Origin of the sequence: Bradyrhizobium sp. R2.2-H (genome assembly GCF_004346455.1) — a bacterium.
GTDB classification, from domain to species: domain Bacteria; phylum Pseudomonadota; class Alphaproteobacteria; order Rhizobiales; family Xanthobacteraceae; genus Bradyrhizobium; species Bradyrhizobium diversitatis.
In genome coordinates, this window is the sequence record NZ_SMBR01000004.1 from 574,664 (window position 1) to 592,943 (window position 18,280).

At 65.0% G+C, this 18,280-nt stretch carries 17 protein-coding genes; 10 read left to right on the forward strand and 7 right to left on the reverse strand.

The window, feature by feature from the left end; translation table 11 throughout:
- Nucleotides 1–158: 158 nt before the first annotated feature.
- The 4 genes from EDE08_RS13710 to EDE08_RS13725 all read right to left on the reverse strand — a co-directional run bounded on the left by EDE08_RS13710 (nt 159) and on the right by EDE08_RS13725 (nt 2,746).
- Nucleotides 159–1,103 (reverse strand): electron transfer flavoprotein subunit alpha/FixB family protein, encoded by a 945-nt coding sequence (locus tag EDE08_RS13710; RefSeq protein ID WP_131868970.1) that lies wholly within the window; start codon nt 1,101–1,103, stop codon nt 159–161.
- Nucleotides 1,103–1,852, reverse strand: a complete 750-nt coding sequence (locus EDE08_RS13715; RefSeq protein WP_028178514.1) for an electron transfer flavoprotein subunit beta/FixA family protein — start codon at nt 1,850–1,852, stop codon at nt 1,103–1,105. Before EDE08_RS13715 ends, EDE08_RS13710 begins: the two co-directional genes overlap by 1 nt.
- A 126-nt stretch (nt 1,853–1,978) precedes the next feature.
- A complete protein-coding gene (locus EDE08_RS13720; RefSeq protein ID WP_131868969.1) occupies nt 1,979–2,551 on the reverse strand; it encodes a cob(I)yrinic acid a,c-diamide adenosyltransferase in 573 nt (190 codons plus the stop codon).
- Nucleotides 2,552–2,746: a twin transmembrane helix small protein gene (locus EDE08_RS13725; protein ID WP_035711572.1), complete on the reverse strand. Its 195-nt coding sequence runs from the start codon at nt 2,744–2,746 to the stop codon at nt 2,552–2,554. It abuts the gene before it with no gap.
- 297 nt (nt 2,747–3,043) lie between these two features.
- Between EDE08_RS13725 and EDE08_RS13730 the strand changes: the two genes are divergently transcribed.
- Entirely contained in the window at nt 3,044–3,937 is an 894-nt protein-coding gene (locus EDE08_RS13730) for a YihY/virulence factor BrkB family protein (protein ID WP_131868968.1), read from the forward strand.
- Here EDE08_RS13730 and EDE08_RS13735 read toward each other — a convergent pair.
- Entirely contained in the window at nt 3,864–5,147 is a 1,284-nt protein-coding gene (locus EDE08_RS13735; protein ID WP_131868967.1) for an ATP-binding protein, read from the reverse strand. The two genes, EDE08_RS13730 and EDE08_RS13735, sit on opposite strands and share 74 nt — an antisense overlap.
- 101 nt (nt 5,148–5,248) lie before the next feature.
- Nucleotides 5,249–6,118 carry a tRNA glutamyl-Q(34) synthetase GluQRS gene (gene gluQRS / locus EDE08_RS13740; protein ID WP_165935908.1) on the reverse strand — a complete coding sequence of 290 codons (870 nt, stop codon included), beginning with the start codon at nt 6,116–6,118 and terminating at the stop codon, nt 5,249–5,251.
- 190 nt (nt 6,119–6,308) lie between these two features.
- On the opposite strand from gluQRS, the gene EDE08_RS13745 reads away from it, so the two are divergent.
- Nucleotides 6,309–6,962: a DNA-3-methyladenine glycosylase family protein gene (locus EDE08_RS13745; RefSeq protein WP_131868966.1), complete on the forward strand. Its 654-nt coding sequence runs from the start codon at nt 6,309–6,311 to the stop codon at nt 6,960–6,962.
- On the opposite strand, the gene EDE08_RS13750 is transcribed toward EDE08_RS13745, so the two are convergent.
- The gene (locus tag EDE08_RS13750; RefSeq protein WP_131868965.1) at nt 6,959–7,846 is read right to left on the reverse strand and encodes a LysR family transcriptional regulator; all 888 of its coding nucleotides are present in this window, start codon (nt 7,844–7,846) and stop codon (nt 6,959–6,961) included. The genes EDE08_RS13745 and EDE08_RS13750 overlap by 4 nt on opposite strands.
- Nucleotides 7,847–8,024: 178 nt before the next feature.
- On the opposite strand from EDE08_RS13750, the gene EDE08_RS13755 reads away from it, so the two are divergent.
- The 8 genes from EDE08_RS13755 (at nt 8,025) to nhaA (ending at nt 18,222) form a co-directional block, all read left to right on the forward strand.
- Nucleotides 8,025–8,999 carry an NAD(P)H-dependent flavin oxidoreductase gene (locus tag EDE08_RS13755; protein ID WP_131868964.1) on the forward strand — a complete coding sequence of 325 codons (975 nt, stop codon included), beginning with the start codon at nt 8,025–8,027 and terminating at the stop codon, nt 8,997–8,999.
- A gap of 35 nt (nt 9,000–9,034) precedes the next feature.
- On the forward strand, nt 9,035–10,219 hold the full coding sequence (locus tag EDE08_RS13760; RefSeq protein ID WP_131868963.1) for an ABC transporter substrate-binding protein: 1,185 nt from the start codon (nt 9,035–9,037) through the stop codon (nt 10,217–10,219).
- The gene (locus EDE08_RS13765; RefSeq protein WP_502700598.1) at nt 10,183–11,757 is read left to right on the forward strand and encodes an acyl-CoA synthetase; all 1,575 of its coding nucleotides are present in this window, start codon (nt 10,183–10,185) and stop codon (nt 11,755–11,757) included. Before EDE08_RS13760 ends, EDE08_RS13765 begins: the two co-directional genes overlap by 37 nt.
- Before the next feature lie 97 nt (nt 11,758–11,854).
- Nucleotides 11,855–12,934, forward strand: coding sequence for a DUF2855 family protein (locus EDE08_RS13770; RefSeq protein WP_131868961.1), 1,080 nt, complete (start codon nt 11,855–11,857; stop codon nt 12,932–12,934).
- A gap of 79 nt (nt 12,935–13,013) precedes the next feature.
- The gene (locus EDE08_RS13775; protein ID WP_131868960.1) at nt 13,014–14,777 is read left to right on the forward strand and encodes a flavin-containing monooxygenase; all 1,764 of its coding nucleotides are present in this window, start codon (nt 13,014–13,016) and stop codon (nt 14,775–14,777) included.
- A 130-nt stretch (nt 14,778–14,907) separates the two neighbouring features.
- Nucleotides 14,908–15,885, forward strand: a complete 978-nt coding sequence (locus EDE08_RS13780) for a peptidyl-alpha-hydroxyglycine alpha-amidating lyase family protein (RefSeq protein WP_131868959.1) — start codon at nt 14,908–14,910, stop codon at nt 15,883–15,885.
- 203 nt (nt 15,886–16,088) lie between these two features.
- Entirely contained in the window at nt 16,089–16,646 is a 558-nt protein-coding gene (locus EDE08_RS13785; protein ID WP_008142962.1) for an HNH endonuclease, read from the forward strand.
- A 172-nt stretch (nt 16,647–16,818) separates the two neighbouring features.
- Complete coding sequence (gene nhaA, locus EDE08_RS13790; protein WP_131868958.1) at nt 16,819–18,222, forward strand: Na+/H+ antiporter NhaA; 1,404 nt, start codon at nt 16,819–16,821, stop codon at nt 18,220–18,222.
- Nucleotides 18,223–18,280: the final 58 nt, after the last annotated feature.

Below are 18,280 nucleotides of genomic sequence, written 5' to 3' on the forward strand. Positions count from 1 at the left end.
CCTGCCTATCCCCTTGAGCCGGGAGGTCCGATTTAATCAGAACCTTGGCTCGAAACCTAGATTGGATCGCTTCGAAGGCGCGCCCACGCCAAAGAAAACGCCTCAGAAATGCAACACCGGCCGGAGTGTATACCTCCGGCCGGTGTTTTCGATGCCTTTTACTTACCGAGCTTGCCGAGTTCGGCCGTCAGCTCCGGAACCGCCTGGTAGAGATCGGCGACCAGGCCGTAATCGGCAACCTGGAAGATCGGTGCGTCCTCGTCCTTGTTGATCGCAACGATCACCTTGGAGTCCTTCATGCCGGCCAGATGCTGGATGGCGCCGGAAATGCCGACCGCCACATAGAGCTCGGGCGCCACGACCTTGCCGGTCTGCCCGACCTGCCAGTCGTTCGGCGCATAACCCGCATCGACCGCCGCGCGCGAGGCACCGACGCCGGCGCCGAGCTTGTCGGCGAGCGGCTCGATGTATTTGGCGAAGTTCTCGCGGCTCTGCATGGCACGGCCACCGGAGACGATGATCTTGGCCGAGGTCAGCTCGGGACGATCGCTCTTGGCAACCTCCTCGCCGACGAACGACGACAAGCCTGGATCGGCGGCCGCCGCCACGTCCTCGACCGCGGCGCTGCCACCCTCACCCGCTGCGGCGAAGGTCGAGGTCCGCACCGTGATGACCTTCTTGGCGTCCTTCGACTTCACCGTCTGGATCGCGTTGCCGGCATAGATCGGGCGCTCGAAGGTATCGGGCGCGACCACCTTGATGATCTCGGACACCTGCATCACGTCGAGCAGAGCGGCGACGCGGGGCATCACGTTCTTGAAGCGCGAGGTCGCCGGTGCAACGATCGCGTCATAGCCCGAAGCCAGCGAGACGATCAGCGCAGCCAGCGGCTCGGCGAGATCGTGCGCGTAGAGGTCGCCATCGGCGAGCAGCACCTTCTTGACGCCAGCGAGCTTTGCGGCGGCATCCGCCGCGCCCTTGGCGTTCTGGCCGGCGACCAGCACCTCGACATCCGCACCGAGCGCGCTAGCTGCGGTCAGGGCCTTGTTGGTCGCATCCTTGAGCGACGCATTGTCGTGTTCGGCAATCAGAAGCGTCGTCATCAGAGCACCCCGGCTTCGTTCTTGAGTTTCGACACCAGCTCGGCGACGTCCTTGACCTTGACGCCTGCCTTGCGGCCCGCCGGCTCCGTCGTCTTGAGAACCTCGAGACGCGCAGCGACGTCGACGCCGTAGTCGGCGACGGTCTTCTCCGCGATCGGCTTTTTCTTGGCCTTCATGATGTTGGGCAGCGAGGCGTAGCGCGGCTCGTTGAGGCGGAGATCGGTGGTGACGATCGCCGGCCCCTTCAGCTTCACGGTCTGGAGGCCGCCGTCGACTTCGCGCGTGACCTTGAAGTCGGACCCTTCGACCTCGAGCTTCGAAGCGAACGTCGCCTGCGACCAGCCGAGCAGCGCGGCCAGCATCTGGCCGGTCTGGTTCGAGTCGTCGTCGATCGCCTGCTTGCCGAGGATGATCAGGCCCGGCTGCTCTTCGTCGGCAACCTTCTTCAGGATCTTGGCGACGGCGAGCGGCTCGACGGCGCCTTCGGCCTTCACCAGGATGCCGCGGTCGGCGCCCATGGCGAGGCCGGTGCGGATCGTCTCCGATGCCTGCGCAGGTCCAATGGAGACCACCACAACCTCGGTGGCCTTGCCGCCTTCCTTCAGGCGCAGCGCTTCCTCGACTGCGATTTCGTCGAACGGGTTCATGGACATCTTGACGTTGGCGAGTTCAACGCCCGATCCATCGCCCTTGACGCGGACCTTGACGTTGTAATCGACCACCCGCTTTACCGGCACTAAGACCTTCATCGATCCTCTTTCACTCAATCTGGGAGGGGGGTTATCAACTGGCGCGGAACCTAAAGGCCTGATCTGCCCCGGTCAACGCGCGAACGGGTCTAATTTTGGCCTTCTGAAATGCGGGGGCGCGATGGGTCAGCGGTTCTGGCCGGGAACCCAAAGCACGTCGCCGGCGCCATTGTCGTTAGCCGTCCGGCTCGCCACGAACAGGAAGTCGGACAGGCGATTCATATATTGGATGCCAGCCGCGCTGACCGGTTCGCCCGGCCGGGCCGCCAGTTCCACGATCACGCGTTCCGCCCTGCGGCATATCGTGCGCGCCACATGCAGATGGGCTGCGACCGGCGTGCCGCCGGGAAGCACGAAGGAGGTCAGCGGCGCGAGCTTTTCGTTCAGCGTGTCGATGTCGCGCTCGAGCCGCTCGACCTGGCTCGTCACCACCCGCAGCCGCTCAGCCTTGCCCTCCCGTTCGGGCACGGCGAGATCGGCGCCGAGATCGAACAGATCATTCTGGATGCGGCCGAGCATCGCATCGAGTTCGGGCGTGTCCCGGGTATGGAGCCTGACCACGCCGATCGCGGCATTGGTCTCGTCGACGGTGCCGTAGGCCTCGATGCGCAGATCGTATTTCGGACGCCGCTCGCCGGTTCCGAGCGCCGTCGTGCCGTCGTCACCGGTCTTGGTGTAGATACGGTTCAACGTGACCATTTAGCGCCCCATCGCCCAGACCGCGAGCATCGCGATGATGATCGCCACGAACTGAAGCAGCACGCGCCAGCGCATCAGCTTCTGCGAGGTATTGGGCGAGCCGCCGCGCATCATGTTGACGAGCCCGAGCAGCAGCACCAACGCGACGGCGCCGGCGGCCGCCGGCAGGATGAAAGTACTCAGGAGAGATGCCATCTGAGGGTAGATAACACCGTGCGCGGCGGTTCGCTATGGCGTTCCCGATCTGGCTTTTATGCCAATAATATCAGAAGCTAGCCGGATGAATGTCGATCTGCGATCATTGCCGGCGTTCTTCGCCTCTCCCCGCTTGCGGGGAGAGGACGACGTGCGGAACGCACGGCGGGTGAGGGGGACTCTCCGCGAGTATAGTGACAGTGGGATTCGCGGAGACTCCCCCTCACCCGGAATCCGCGCTGCGCGCGCATTCCGGCCTCTCCCCGCAAGCGGGGAGAGGCGAAGCTGGGGCAAGCCGTGAAAGCGATCCGCTACATCTACGTCGTCGTGATGGATGCGTTCTACACCTTCCTCGCCGATGACGGCTGGGCGATCGCAAGCCACATCGCGCTGTCGACGCTGATGGCGCTGTTCCCGTTCCTGATCGTGCTGACCTCGCTCGCCGGCGTCTTCGGCTCCAAAGAACTCGCCGACCAGGCGGCCAGCCTGATGCTCCAGGTCTGGCCCAAGCAGGTCGCCGATTCGATCTCGGGCGAGGTGCATGACGTGCTGACCACGACCCGCACCGGCATTCTCACCATTGGCGCGGCGCTGTCGGTCTATTTCGCCTCCAACGGCGTCGAGGCGCTGCGGGTCGCGCTCAACCGCGCCTATGCGGTGGTGGAGATGCGGCGCTGGTACTGGCTGCGGCTGGAATCGATTGCCTACACGCTGATTGCCGCCTTCACTGCCCTCGCGATGGCGTTCCTGATCGTGCTCGGTCCGCTGATCATCGAGGCGGCGCGGCGCCACATTCCGCTGTTCGTCGAATCGAACGAAAGCATCCTCACCTGGCTGCGCTACGGAATCACCATCGGCGCGCTCGTGGTTGCGCTGTTCATCCTGCACGCCTGGCTGCCGGCGGGACGGCGCAGCTTCCTCCAGATCATGCCAGGCATCATATTCACGGTGGCGGCGTCGCTGGTCTCCGGCGTCGTCTTCGGACAGTATCTGGCGCGCTTCGCCAACAACTACGTGACCATGTATGCGGGGCTCGCCTCGGTGATCATTGCGCTGGTGTTCCTGTATTTCATTGCCGCGATCTTCGTTTACGGCGGTGAGCTCAACGCCGCGATCATCAAGTCGCGGCTTCCTCATGGCGTGTCGCTTCAAGCAGCGCAGTCGCTAAAGCCCGCGGAGACACAGGCTTGACCAGGAACGCGTCGGCGCCGGCCGCGCGCGATGCTGCCTCGTCCTCGCCGCGGCCGGACACGCCGATGATCGGGATCCGAGCCAGCGGCGTCGACAGCGCGCGGATCCGCCTGATGGCCTCGATACCGTCGATGCCCGGCAGCACCATGTCCATCAGCACCGCGTCGAACGCGCCCTGCTCCAGCCGGCCGACCGCGTCCTCGCCGCGCCCGATGAACTCGGCTTGATGGCCGAGCTCGGTCAGGATCGTGTTGAGCACGACGCGGCCGAACGGATTGTCCTCGACGCTGAGCACGCGAAGGCCCGCGACCGCCTCGGGCCCGCTACCCTTCGCCTCGCTGCTCTTGTCCGATCCCGAGGCGTCCAGCGACACCGTCAACGTGAAGGTGGCGCCACCACCGCGGCGCGGAGCGACGGTGATGTCGCCGCCCATCGCACGCGCCAATTGCTTGACCGAAGAGAGCCCCAAGCCGGCGCCGCCGAAGCGCGAGGCGATGGTGACATTGGCCTGGGTGAACGGGCGGAACAGCCGCTTGATCTCCGCCATGGTGAGGCCGATGCCGCTGTCGGACACCGCAAAGGAGACACCGACCCTGCCCTTGCGCTTTGCTTCGGCTTCGGCTTTGGCTTTGGCTTTGGCGGGACGCCACGGCTCGACTGCGAGCGCCACGCCGCCCTGGTCTGTGAACTTCACGGCATTGTCGATGAGGTTCTCGAGCGCCGCGCGCAGGCGGACGGGATCACCGACCACGAGTCCAGGCAGCTTGTCGGAGAGCTCGACCTCGGCCTGGAGACCTTTGGCCGCGGCACGGCCGGCCAGTGAATCGCCGGCGCTGCGGGCGAGCGTCCGTAGATCGAACAGGTCCTGGCGCAGCGTGCTACCGCCCCTCCCCGTTCCCTTGCCGGTTCTGGCGGCATCCACGAACAGCGTAGCAAGGCTCGCCAGATGCTCGGCACCGGCCTTGATGGTATCCGCCCACCGCCGTTCCCGTTCGCCGAGATCGGAAGTCGCGAGCAGATCGCTGATCGCCAGAATGCCGGTCAGGGGGGTGCGGACCTCATGGGCAAAGGCGGCCAGCGCCGCCTGGACCACGTCGGGCGCGACCACCTTGGTGCTGCGCTTGCGCACCTTTCCGGCCGTCCCGGACCGCTTCCGAGGCAGCCGCCTGGACGTCCGCGTGGTGCGCACTGGACGCGTTTTCGCCGCCATGAATCCCCTTCGAAGTACTCTCTTCGAACCCCGCGCAGACCGAGCATGGCACGGAGGAACCCTCGGAGTCACGGCGACGTTTTGCTAACCCCCAGAGAAACTTAACCTAATCCCACCAGCTGGCGGACGCGGGCCGGCGTGATGCCAGCCGCGCGCAAGCCGCGCAGACCGGTCGACCGGCTCGATTTCGACAGCTTCCGGCCCGCCTCATCGCGAATCAGTGGGTGATGGCGGTAGGCAGGCTCGGGCAGGCCAAGCAGGGCCTGGAGTAGGCGGTGCACCGAGGTGGCGTAAAACAGGTCCTGGCCCCGCACGATCTCGCTGACGCCCTGGAGCGCGTCGTCGACGACCACCGACAGATGATAGCTGGTCGGCGTCTCCTTGCGGGCCAGGATCACGTCGCCCCACGCCTCCGGCCGCACCGGCATGATGCCGCGCTCGCCGTCCGGTCCCTCGCCGTGCTCATTCCAGCTCAGGCGGGCGGCACGGCGGCAGGCGGCCTGCATGTCGAGCCGCAGCGCATAAGGCGCGCCTGATGCGATCAAATGCGACCGTTCGTCAGCCGACAATGATCTGGCGTCGCCGGGATAAAGCGGCGCACCGTCGGGATCGCGCGGCCACGGCCCGTCCACCTCGCGCGCAGCGATGAGCCTTGCGATCTCGGCCCGGCTTTCGAAAGCCGGATAGACGAGACCGAGCGCGGAGAGCCTTTCCAGCGCGGCGCGATAGTCGGCAAGATGCTCGGACTGCCGTCGCACCGGCGTTTCCCAGGCAATTCCGAGCCAGGCGAGATCCTCGTAGATCGCCGTCTCGTATTCCGGCCGGCAGCGCGTCGCGTCGATATCCTCGATCCGCAGCAACAGCCGCCCGCCGGTCTCCCGCGCGCGATCGAAGTTGAGCAGCGCGGAATAGGCGTGGCCGAGATGCAGGTGGCCGTTGGGGCTGGGGGCAAATCGGAAAACGGGTGGCATCAGTCGACATATCTCGTCATGGCCGGGCTTGTCCCGGCCATCCACGTTCTTCGATGCCGCCTGCCGATCATGTCAAGGTGCCGGACAAACACCACAACCACCGCTCATGCTAGACAATACGTCACGGTTAGAAAGACGTGGATGGCCGGGACAAGCCCGGCCATGACGTCGGAGAGCTTGTCGGACCATCATGACCATCCACCTCGAAACCCAGTCCGATCTCGAAGAGGCCGTTCACGCGCTGATCAAGCGCGATCCGCGCCTCAAGCCCGTGCTCGAGATCGCGGGCATGCCGGCGCTGCGGCGGCGCGAGCCGGGCTTTACCGGCCTTGCGCACATCGTCTGCGGACAGCAGCTCTCAACCGCGAGCGCCGCGGCGATATGGGGGCGGCTGTCGGCCGCGTTCGATCCGTTCGACCATGACGCTGTGCGCCGCGCCCGCACCGACCGGCTGGGGCGGCTCGGCCTCTCCGCCGCGAAGATCAAGACGCTGAAGCATCTGGCGCGCGAGATCGCCGCCGAGCGGCTGAACCTCGACGTGCTCGCGGAGGAAGATGCCGATGCCGCCCATCACACGCTGATCGCGCTGCCCGGTATCGGCCCCTGGACCGCCGACGTCTATCTCCTGTTTTGCCTCGGCCATGGCGATGCCTGGCCGGCCGGCGACCTCGCCGTGCAGGAGGGCATCCGTATCGGGCTCGGTCTGAAGGCGCGGCCGACCGAGAAGCAGATGGCGCCGCTCGCCGAACCCTGGCGTCCGCTGCGCGGCGCGGCCGCGCATCTGTGGTGGGGCTACTATCGTGCAGTGAAGAAGCGCGAGGGCGTGCTCGCGGGATCGGGCTAACCGCGCAGCCTCGCGCGGTCGGCCCGGGCGCATTCGGCGACGAAGTCGACCACGGCGCGCACCGCCGGAAGCTCGACGAGGTCGGGATGGGCCAGCAGCCATAGATCCGCGACGCTGGCGAGCTTCTGCGGGGCGACGCGCACGAGATCGGAATAGGCTTCGGCGACGAAGCACGAGAGCGCGGAAATTCCGATCCCGGCGCGGACCGCCGCCAGCATGTCCCCCTGGGATGAGCAGCGCATCACCACCCTCGCCTGCCGCGTGACGACGTCGCTCCAGCGCGCAAGCTGCGCATTGGATGCCTGGTCGGCGAAGCCGATGACGCTGTGCTCCTTCCAATCGCCGCGCCGTTCAGGCAAGGGCCGCCCGGCGGCATAATCGCGCGAGGCATAGAATCCCGTGCCGAGACGGCCGATCTTGCGACCGACCAGGTTTTCCTCGCCGCTGTCGAAGGGCCGCAGCACCACATCCGCCTCACGCCGGCGGACGCTCGCCGGAAACGGATGGGTGATGATCTCCAGCTGGATATGATCGTGCGCACGCAGGAAGGCCGGCAAGCGCGGCATCAGCCAATGCGAGGCCAGCGTCGCGCCGATCGACAGCTTGACGATGCCGCGCGCCTTGTGTCCTCCCGCCGCGACCGCGGTCTCGGCCCGTAGCGCTGCGGCCGCCATTGCCTCGGCGTGCTCGCGCAGCGTCCGTCCATCCGCGGTCAGCGCCAGGCCGTCGGCGGCGCGCGCCACCAGTCGGGTGCCGAGCTGAGCTTCCAGCGCCGCGATCTTGCGGCTGACGGTGGGATGGCTGGTGTGCAGCCGGCGGGCGGCGGCGGTGAAGCTGCCTGTATCGGCCACTGCGACGAAGGTCTTGCAAAAGTCCCAGTCCATCGGGCGCCCTGTTCATATCTGAATGATGATCCGTTCATTATTGAACGGCCGGAGCGCGCCGTCCAACCTTATAGTGGGATCAAATCCGCGAACGCGGGCGGCAATCCGCCCGCGCGACAATCAACAGGGAAACGCCTCGCATCCGCCCGCCGGCGGGCTCGCGTTTCAGGAGGACATGATGGCGCTGCCCACTCTCTTGAAGGATTCACTCGAGCTGCCCGTGGTCGGCTCGCCCCTCTTCATCGTGTCCGGACCGGAACTGGTGATCGCCCAGTGCAAGGCGGGCGTTGTCGGCTCGTTTCCCGCGCTCAATGCCCGTCCTGTCGAGAAGCTGGACGAGTGGCTGAGCCGCATCGAGGACGAGCTCGGCGAATACAGATCGCGCAATCCCGGCAAGAAGGTTGCGCCCTACGCCGTCAACCAGATCTGCCATGCCTCCAACGACCGGCTGATGAAGGACATGGAGATCTGCGTAAAGCACAAGGCGCCCATCATCATCACCTCGTTGCGGCCGCCGGCGGAGATCGTCGAGGCCGCGCACTCCTATGGCGGTCTGGTGTTCCACGACGTCATCAACGTCAAGCACGCGCGCAAGGCCGCCGAGCAGGGCGTCGACGGGCTGATCCTGGTCTGCGCCGGTGCGGGCGGACACGCCGGCACGCTGTCGCCCTTCGCGCTGGTGCGCGAGGTCAAGCAATGGTTCGGCGGCGCGATCCTTCTCTCGGGCGCGATCAGCGACGGATTCGGCATCGCCTCCGCGCTGACGCTGGGCGCCGACCTCGCCTATATGGGCACCCGCTTCATCGCGACGCAGGAAGCCAACGCGGACGAGGCCTACAAGTCCGCGCTGACGCAGCATGCCGCGCACGACATCGTCTACACCAACCTGTTCACCGGCGTGCACGGCAACTATCTCGGCCCTTCCATCGCCGCCGCCGGACTGGACCCGGACAATCTCCCCGCCGCCGACAAGTCGAAGATGAATTTCGGCTCCGGCGGCAACATGAAATCGAAGGCATGGCGCGACATCTGGGGATCGGGCCAGGGCATCGGCCAGATCACCGACGTCCCCCCGGTCGCCGAGCTCGTCGACCGCATGAAGGGTGAATTCGATCAGGCGAGGCACGAATTTCTGATGCGCGCGAGCGCGTGACGTTTCGGACTTGCAATAAAACACGGGAGGACATCATGAAGCTGGCAGCCGCATTGATTGGTCTGTCCCTGCTGGCCCTCGCCAGCGGGAGCGCCCATGCCGAGGGAACCGACGAGATCCGGATCGGGCAGACCCTGCCCTATAGCGGTCCGGCATCCGGCTTCGGGGCGATCGGACGGACCCAGGAGGCGTTCTTCGAGAAGATCAATGCCGAGGGCGGCATCAACGGCCGCAAGGTCAAGTTCATCACGCTGGACGACGCCTACTCGCCGCCGAAGACGGTGGAGCAGACCCGCAAGCTGGTCGAGCAGGACGAGGTGCTGATGATGTTCGGCTCGCTCGGCACCGCCACCAACAGCGCCGTGCAGCGCTACCTCAACGGCAAGAAGGTGCCGCAGCTGTTCGTGCTCTCCGGCGCGACGAAATGGGCCGAACCGCAGAAATATCCGTGGACCATGCCCGGCATGGCCGCTTACGAGTCCGAGGGCGTGGTCTATGCCAAGCACGTGCTGCGCACCAAGCCGGGCGCCAAGATCGCCATCCTGTCCCAGAACGACGATTTCGGCCGCGACTATGTCGCCGGCTTCAAGCGCGCGCTCGGCGACAAGGCCGCCAGCATGATCATCGCCGAGCAGACCTACGAGACCAGCGCACCGACGATCAGCTCGCAGCTCTCGACCCTGAAGGCATCGGGCGCCGACGTGCTGTTCGGCGTCGTGCTCGGCAAGTTCACTTCGCAGATGATCAAGGGCGTCGCCGAGATCGGTTGGAAGCCCGAGCTGTTCTTCGTGCCGACGTCGGCCTCGTCGATCTCATTCCTGGAGCCGGCGGGGCTCGACAACGCCGTCGGCCTGATCTCGTCGAGCAACCAGAAGGACACGATGGACCCGCAATGGGCCAACGATCCCGGCGTGAAGGAGTACTTCGCCTTCATGAAGCAATACATGCCGAACGCCGACCTCTCCAACTCCAATTACGGGGCCGGCTACCACTACGCAACGCTGCTCATGACCGTGCTGAAGGCCTGCAAGGGTGATTTCAGCCGCGAAAACATCATGCGCCAGGCGGCCTCGTTGAAGGACGTGAAGCTGCCGCTGCTGCTGCCGGGCATCACCGTTTCGACCGGGCCAGACGACTATCTGCCGTTCCAGCAGCTTCAGCTCCGGCGCTTCAACGGCAAGAGCTGGGTGGGCTTCGGCGACGTGCTCGACGATCGCTGACTCCAGTGCAACAGGGACGGACCATGATCATCAGCGGCGAACGCCGGATCGGCTATGACGAGATCCAGGCGCGCATCAAACGCGCCGCGAGCGGCCTGCACACGCTCGGCGTTGCCGAAGGCGCGCCGGTCGCGATGATGCTGCGCAACGACTTCGCCCTGTTCGAGGTGGTTGCGGCCTCGGCCGCGTTGGGCAGCCCGGTGGTGCCGATCAACTGGCACCTCAAGGCCGAGGAGGTCCGTTACATCCTGACCGACAGCGGCGCCAGGATCCTGGTCTGCCACGCCGATCTGCTGCCGCAGATTCGCGGCGGCATTCCGGACGATGTCCGCCTGCTCGTCGTCGCAACCCCGCCCGAGCTCGCGGCGACCTTCGCAATTCCCCCCGATCTGACGGACGTCCCGACGGGATCGATGGATTGGGACCGCTGGCGCGACGGCCATCCGGAATCGCAGGAGCCGCCGCGCCGGGCCGCGGCAATGATCTACACCTCGGGGACGACGGGTATGCCGAAGGGCGTGCGGCGCATGCCGATGCGGCCCGAGCAGGCCGCCGCTTCCGAAAGGGTCGGCGGGATCACCTACGGCATCAAGCCGCGCGAGGGCCAGGTCGTGCTGATCAACGGGCCGATGTATCACTCGGCGCCGCATTCCTATGGCATGATGGCCTTTCGCAACGGCTGCACCATCGTGCTCCAGCCGCGATTCGACGCCGAGGAACTGCTGGCTCTGATCGAACGCCACCGTGTGACGCACATCCACATGGTGCCGACCATGTTCGTCCGCCTGTTGCGCCTGCCCGAGGCCGTCAGGCAGCGTTACGACCTGTCGTCGCTGCGCTTCGTCGTGCACGGCGCGGCGCCCTGCCCGCCCGAGGTGAAGCGGGCCATGATCGAGTGGTGGGGACCGGTCATCAACGAATATTTCGGCTCGACCGAGACCGGCATCCCGGTCTGGCACTCGGCCGAAGAGGCGCTGAGGAAGCCCGGCACGGTCGGCCGCGCCATCGAAGGCGGCATCGTCAGGATCTTCCGCGAGGACGGCAGCCTCTGCGGCGCCAATGAGATCGGCGAGATCTACATGCGCCAGAGCGCGGTGCCCGATTTCGACTATCACGGCAAGGCGCAGGCGCGCGCCGAGGCCGGGCGCGACGGTCTCGTCAGCGTCGGCGATGTCGGCTATCTCGACGAGGACGGCTATCTGTTCCTGTGCGACCGCAAGCGCGACATGGTGATCTCGGGCGGCGTCAACATCTATCCTGCCGAGATCGAGAACGTGCTGATCACCATGCCCGGCGTCCGCGATTGCGCCGTGTTCGGCATCCCGGACGCGGAATATGGCGAGCGACTGTGCGCCTGCATCGAGCCCGACTTGCCCGAAAAGCTCTCCGCCACCGCGGTGCAGGCTTTTCTGCGCGAACGATTGGCCAATTTCAAGGTACCGAAGGAGATCCAGTTCCTGGAAGCGCTGCCCCGCGAGGCGACCGGAAAGATCTTCAAGCGCAAGCTGCGCGATCCCTATTGGGCGGACCGCACCTAGCGGGACGCTGACAAACAACGTTTAAAACTATGTTGCGGTTGCAAACGACGCCATAACCGATGAGATGCCGGCACGGACACGAGCCGGGATCGACATCATGACAGCCACCGATTTCATCGTTGCGCGCGACGATTTCGAAAATTGCAGGACGGTCGCGGCCGCGCTTCCGGATGCGCTGCCGCAGGACGCCCTGCTGGTGAAGGTCGACCGCTTTGCGCTGACCGCCAACAACATCACCTATGCCGTGCTCGGCGACGAGCTGAAATACTGGCAGCTGTTTCCGGCGCCGACTGGCTTCGGCAACATTCCGGTATGGGGCTTTGGCGAGGTCATCGCCTCAACACATCCGAACGTACCCTTCGGCGATCGCCTGTTCGGCTATTTTCCGATGGCGACGCATCTCGTCATCGAGGCGACCGACGTCAGCAAGCGCGGCTTGCGCGACGGTGCCGCCCACCGGCAGGGCGTAGCGCCGGTCTACAACGCCTATGCGCGCGTCGGCGGCGATCCCGCCTACGCCGGGCGGCAGGGCGATTACCAGGCGCTGCTGCGGCCGCTGTTCATGCTGTCGTTCCTGGTCGACGACTTTTTCACCGAGAACGACGACTTCAGTGCGCGAACCGTGCTGCTGTCGAGCGCCTCGAGCAAGACCGCGTTCGGGCTCGCGCATCTGCTGCACACGCGCGGGCGCAAAGTGGTCGGGCTGACATCGGCTGGAAACACGGGCTTCGTGACGTCGCTCGGCTGTTATGACGAGGTCATCACCTATGACCGCGTGACGTCGTTGCCAACGGAGGCCCCGGTGGCCTTCGTCGACATGGCCGGCAACAGCGCACTGCGGGCCGCGCTGCACCGGCATTTCGGCGCGCAGATGAAATGCTCGGTGCGCGTCGGTTTGACGCATCGTGCCGCCGAGGCCGACGAAGGCGAGCTGCCCGGTGCAAAACCGCGCTGGTTCTTCGCGCCCGACCAGATCCGCAAGCGTGCCAAGGAATGGGGCCCGGGTGGTATCGAGCAGCCTTTTGGCGCGGCATGGTCCGGCTTCGCGCCGCTGTTGGAGAGATGCCTGACCGTCGTCGAGAGCCGCGGATCCGAGGCGGTGCGGCAGGTCTATCTCGACACTCTGAAGGGCCGCATTCCGCCGGAGCAGGGCCACATGCTCTCACTGCTCGGGTAAGGCGCTTTCGACGACCTGAGAACCGGTATAGCGTTTGCCCCTCCGAGGAAACGCCGCGAAGGCGGCCATGAGGTCGCGCATGCTGGACCGGACGCAGGATATTTCCATCGCCGCGCAAGGCTGGCTCGACGAATTCGAGCGCATCCTGGGCAGACCTGATCCCGCGACGCTGGACCCGCTCTTCCTCGCCGACGGCTTCTGGCGCGACGTGCTGGCGCTGAGCTGGAACCTGCAGACAATCGCGGGCCGCGATGCGATCACGCAGGAGCTGACGGCGCGCGCACCCAAGGCGGCGCCGACTGGTTTGAATATCGCTCCGAACCGGGCGCCGCCGCGCTGGGTGACGCGGGCCGGCACCAACACCATCGAAGCGATCTTCCACTTCGAGACCGCGATCGGTCGCGGCAGCGGCATCGTGAGGCTCGTCCCTGACACGGCCGACGGCGACCGCCTGAAGGCGTGGACGTTGTTGACCGCGCTCGACGAGCTCAAAGGCTTCGAGGAACAGCTCGGCATCTCGCGCCCGCGCGGCCAGGCCTATTCGCGCGACTTTCGCGGGCCGAACTGGCTCGACCTGCGCAATGCCTCGCGCGACTATGCCGACCGCGATCCAGCCGTGCTGGTGGTCGGCGGCGGCCAGGCCGGGCTCGCGATCGCGGCGCGGCTGAAACAGTTACAGGTCGACACGCTGATCGTCGATCGCGAGGCACGAATCGGCGACAATTGGCGCAAGCGTTACCACGCGCTGACGCTGCACAATCAGGTGCAGGTCAATCATCTGCCCTACATGCCGTTCCCGCCGAGCTGGCCGACCTATATTCCAAAGGACAAGCTCGCCAACTGGTTCGAAGCCTATGTCGATGCCATGGAGTTGAACTTCTGGACCGGCACCGAGTTCGAGGGCGGCGCCTATGATGAGGCGAAGGGCTACTGGACCGTGACGCTGCGCCGCTCCGACGGCAGCAAGCGCACCATGCATCCTCGTCACGTGGTGATGGCGACCGGCGTCAGCGGCATCGCCAATGTGCCTGACATTCCGACCCTCGACAATTTCAAGGGCACGCTGGTGCATTCCAGCCGCTACGAGGACGGCGAGAACTGGACAGGCAAGCGCGCCATCGTCATCGGCACCGGCAACAGCGGCCACGACGTCGCCCAGGATCTTCATTCCAGCGGCGCCGAGGTGATGCTGGTGCAGCGGTCGCCGACGCTGGTCACCAATATCGAACCGTCTGCGCAACTCGCCTATGCGACCTATAACGAAGGGACGCTCGAGGACAACGACCTGATCGCGGCCTCGATGCCGACGCCTCTTGCGAAGAAGACGCATGTGATGCTGACCGAGCAATCGAAGCAGCTCGACAAGGAGCTGCTCGACGGCCTCGCGCGCGTCGGCTTCAAGCTCGACTTCGGCGAAGCCGGCACCGGCTGGCAGTTCAAATACCTCACCCGCGGCGGCGGCTATTATTTCAATGTCGGCTGCTCCAACCTGATCGTCGAGGGCAAGATCGGGCTCAGGCAGTTTTCCGACATAGAAAGCTTCGTTGCCGAGGGCGCGCGGATCAAGGACGGCTCGATCATTGCCGCCGACCTGATCGTGCTCTCGACCGGCTACAAGCCGCAGGAATATCTGGTGCACCAGCTGTTCGGCGATGCCGTCGCCGACCGGGTCGGTCCGATCTGGGGCTTTGGCGAGGGCTTCGAGCTCCGCAACATGTATGCGCGCACGAAGCAGCCCGGCCTCTGGTTCATCGCCGGCAGCCTGGCGCAATGCCGGATCAACTCGAAATATCTCGCGCTCCAGATCAAGGGGGTCGAGGAAGGGATTTTGGGGCGGACGTAGACACGATCGTCATTCCGGGGCGCGCGTCAGCGCGAACCCGGAATCCATGGAAACTCCGGGACCCGCGGCCGAATGGATTCCGGGCTCGCGACTTCGTCGCGCCCCGGAACGACAAGAGGAGAGACCACCCATGCCAGCCATTCTCGGCAGCGGCGAGCATCGCTACCGCGTCGTCGAAAACTTCGCGAAACTTCCCGACGGCTGGCAGCTCACCGACGTCGCCTCGGTCGCGGTCGACAGCAAGGATCGCGTCTACGTCTTCAACCGCGGCGCCCATCCGATGGTGGTGCTGGACCGCGACGGCAATTTCCTGCGCAGCTGGGGCGAGGGACTGTTCTCCCGTGCGCATGGTCTGCACATTGATGCCGACGACAACCTCTATTGCACCGATGACGGCGATCACACGGTGCGCAAATGCACCACCGACGGCAAGGTGCTGCTGACGATCGGCATCCCCGCAAAGCCGGCACCGTTCATGAGCGGAGAGCCGTTCCACCGCTGCACCCACACCGCACTGTCGCCGAAGGGCGAGATCTACGTCTCCGACGGCTACGGCAATGCGCGCGTGCACAAATTCACCCCCGACGGCAAGCTGATCAAAAGCTGGGGCGAGCCGGGCACCGATCCCGGCCAGTTCAACATCGTGCACAATATCGCCACCGATGCCGACGGCTGGGTCTATGTCGCCGACCGCGAGAACCACCGCGTGCAGGTGTTCAATGGCGAGGGCAAGTATGAGGCGCAGTGGAACAACCTGCACCGCCCTTGTGCGCTGTGCTGCTGCGGCGGGCCCAAGAACCCGACCTTCGTCATCGGCGAGCTCGGCCCCGGCCTGGCCATCAACCGCAAGGTGCCCAATCTCGGCCCGCGGCTGTCGATCGTGGACGCCAGGGGTAAGCGCATCGCGCGGCTCGGCGGCGAGGAGGGCCCGGGTGTTGCCAGCGGCAAATTCCTCGCCCCACATGGTATCGCGCTGGACTCGAAGGGCGACATCTATGTCGGCGAGGTCGGCGTCACCAACTGGGAGACCAGCTCTCCAGACGAGGAGATGCCGGCCGAGGTGCGCACGACGCGGTGCCTGCAGAAGCTGGAGCGGGTACGGGAGTAGCTGCCGCGGGAGGCGGTCACGACGCGGGGCTGGCGGTTCCGAGCGTCCCCCGGATCGCGGCATTTTGAGCGCTTTTGCCACCCCGCCGCCGCATTGCTTGCGCCTGAATAAGTCGCTCAACGGGCTTCACAATCCCGTCACGCTGCATGTAGTATGTCAACACATGCTGCTTCGCAGCGTATATTGGAGGCCGGGAGCGTTACTTGAACGCACATGTCTCGCAAGGCAGTTGGCCGGTGTTGGTGCTGAATGCGGACTTCCGGCCGCTGAGTTACTACCCACTGTCGTTGTGGTCGTGGCAGGACGCGATCAAGGCGGTGTTCCTCGACCGCGTCAATATCGTCGCTCACTACGATCAGGCGGTCCACAGTCCCACGCTGCAGATGCAGCTGCCGAGCGTCGTCTCGCTCAAATCCTTCGTCAAGCCGACCACCCACCCCGCCTTCACCCGGTTCAACGTCTTCCTGCGCGATCGTTTCGCCTGCCAATATTGCGGCTCGCCCGAAGACCTCACCTTCGATCACATCATCCCGCGCAGCAAAGGCGGCCAGACCACCTGGGAGAACGTGGTCGCGGCGTGCTCGCCGTGTAACCTTCGCAAGGGCAATCTCACCCCGGCGCAGGCCAAGATGTTTCCGCGCCAGAGCGCGTTCGCCCCCACCGTGCACCAGCTGCACCGCAACGGCCGTCTCTTCCCGCCGAACTACCTGCACGACAGCTGGCTCGACTATCTGTACTGGGATACGGAGCTGGATCCGTAGGGGCGAGCCGCGGGGACAAGTCGTAAGAGCCGATGGCGACGCGCACTTTGGTCGCGACGTTTGGGACGGTTTGGCTTGCGCGGACGCACGCTCGAATCTAGTTGCCTTATTCCAATCGATGTATACAACATCGTTCGGGTGTTCGCTGTATGCAACAGCGACAGGTCAAGCGATGGTCGGGCCGCCACGCGGAAAGCGCGCCCCCGTGAGCCATCAACCACCAGCCGAAGACCTGCCTCGAGCTCAACTCATTGCCGAACAGGCGTTCGCCACGTTGCAGCGCTTCTTGCACGTCGAGGCCGTCAGCGGCGTCATGCTCCTGATCGCGGCGGCCGCCGCGCTGGTGTGGGCCAATTCCCCCTTCGCACATGGATATCATGCTCTCTGGGATCAGTCGCTCTCGATAGGGCTGGGGAACTTCGTCTTCTCCCGGTCGCTGCATCACTGGATCAACGATGCACTGATGGCGATCTTCTTCCTTGTCGTAGGCATGGAGATCAAGCGTGAAATTCACGAAGGTACGCTGAGCAAGATTGATCAGGCGATCTTGCCGGTCGTCGCAGCTTTCGGCGGAGTCATTGTCCCCGCAATCATTTTCATCAGCTTCAATATGGATCCGGTGCGCAGACTCGGCTGGGCTGTACCGACCGCGACAGACATCGCCTTTGCCGTGGGCGTGCTCGCGCTGCTTGGGCGATCAATCCCCGTCAATGTACGAGTTTTCCTGCTGGCTCTGGCCATCATCGACGACGTCATCGCGGTGCTGATCATTGCCTTCTTCTACTCCGAGGGTCTCCAATACGCCGGGTTCATCGTTGTGTTGCTGGGCATCCTGATGGTTCTGGGGCTGCAGCGGATCGGGGTTGGTTCCGCCCCCGCCTATCTCTTGCCGGGCGCGATCGTCTGGAGCGGGCTTCTCATAGCGGGCGCCCATCCGACTCTCGCAGGCGTGATACTCGGCCTGATGACGCCCGTACGGTCCCTCCCGATGCGGGAGCATCCGCTGAAAGTGGTGTCTCGCGTGGCTGAGGAACTGCGTAGCAGCGATGCCGTCAGAACCAAGGATGCACATCGACTGGAGTCGCCTCTGCGACAGCTTCGAATCGCTCATCGTGAGATTTTGCCGCCCGTCGTGCGCGTTCAAACGGCGCTGCATCCTTGGGTGGCCTACGGCGTCATGCCTCTGTTCGCTTTGGCGAATGCCGGCATCACGCTCACCGACGCCAAGCTTCCCGCCGGAGCCTGGTTCGCAACGCTGGGCGTGGTACTGGCCTTGTGCATTGGCAAACCGCTCGGCGTGATCGGTGCGAGCTGGATTGCAGTACGCCTGGGCTGGTGTCGGCTGGCACCCGGCGTTTCTTGGGCTGGCGTCTGTCTGGTCGGCCTGCTGGCCGGCATCGGGTTCACCATGTCCATCTTCATCGCCACGCTCGCCTTTGCCGATGCAGATCTCCTAAACGCGACCAAATTCGGTGTTCTCATCGGCTCGGTCATTTCCGCCGTTCTCGGTCTCGCTTGGGGGCTTGAATATGCTCGGCGCTTGCGCAGAAAGAACGATCGCGGTCGCCTCACATAGTTTGATATCTCGTCGCTCGAAAGACCAGACATGCAGATCCGCTTAATCTGCCGATTGC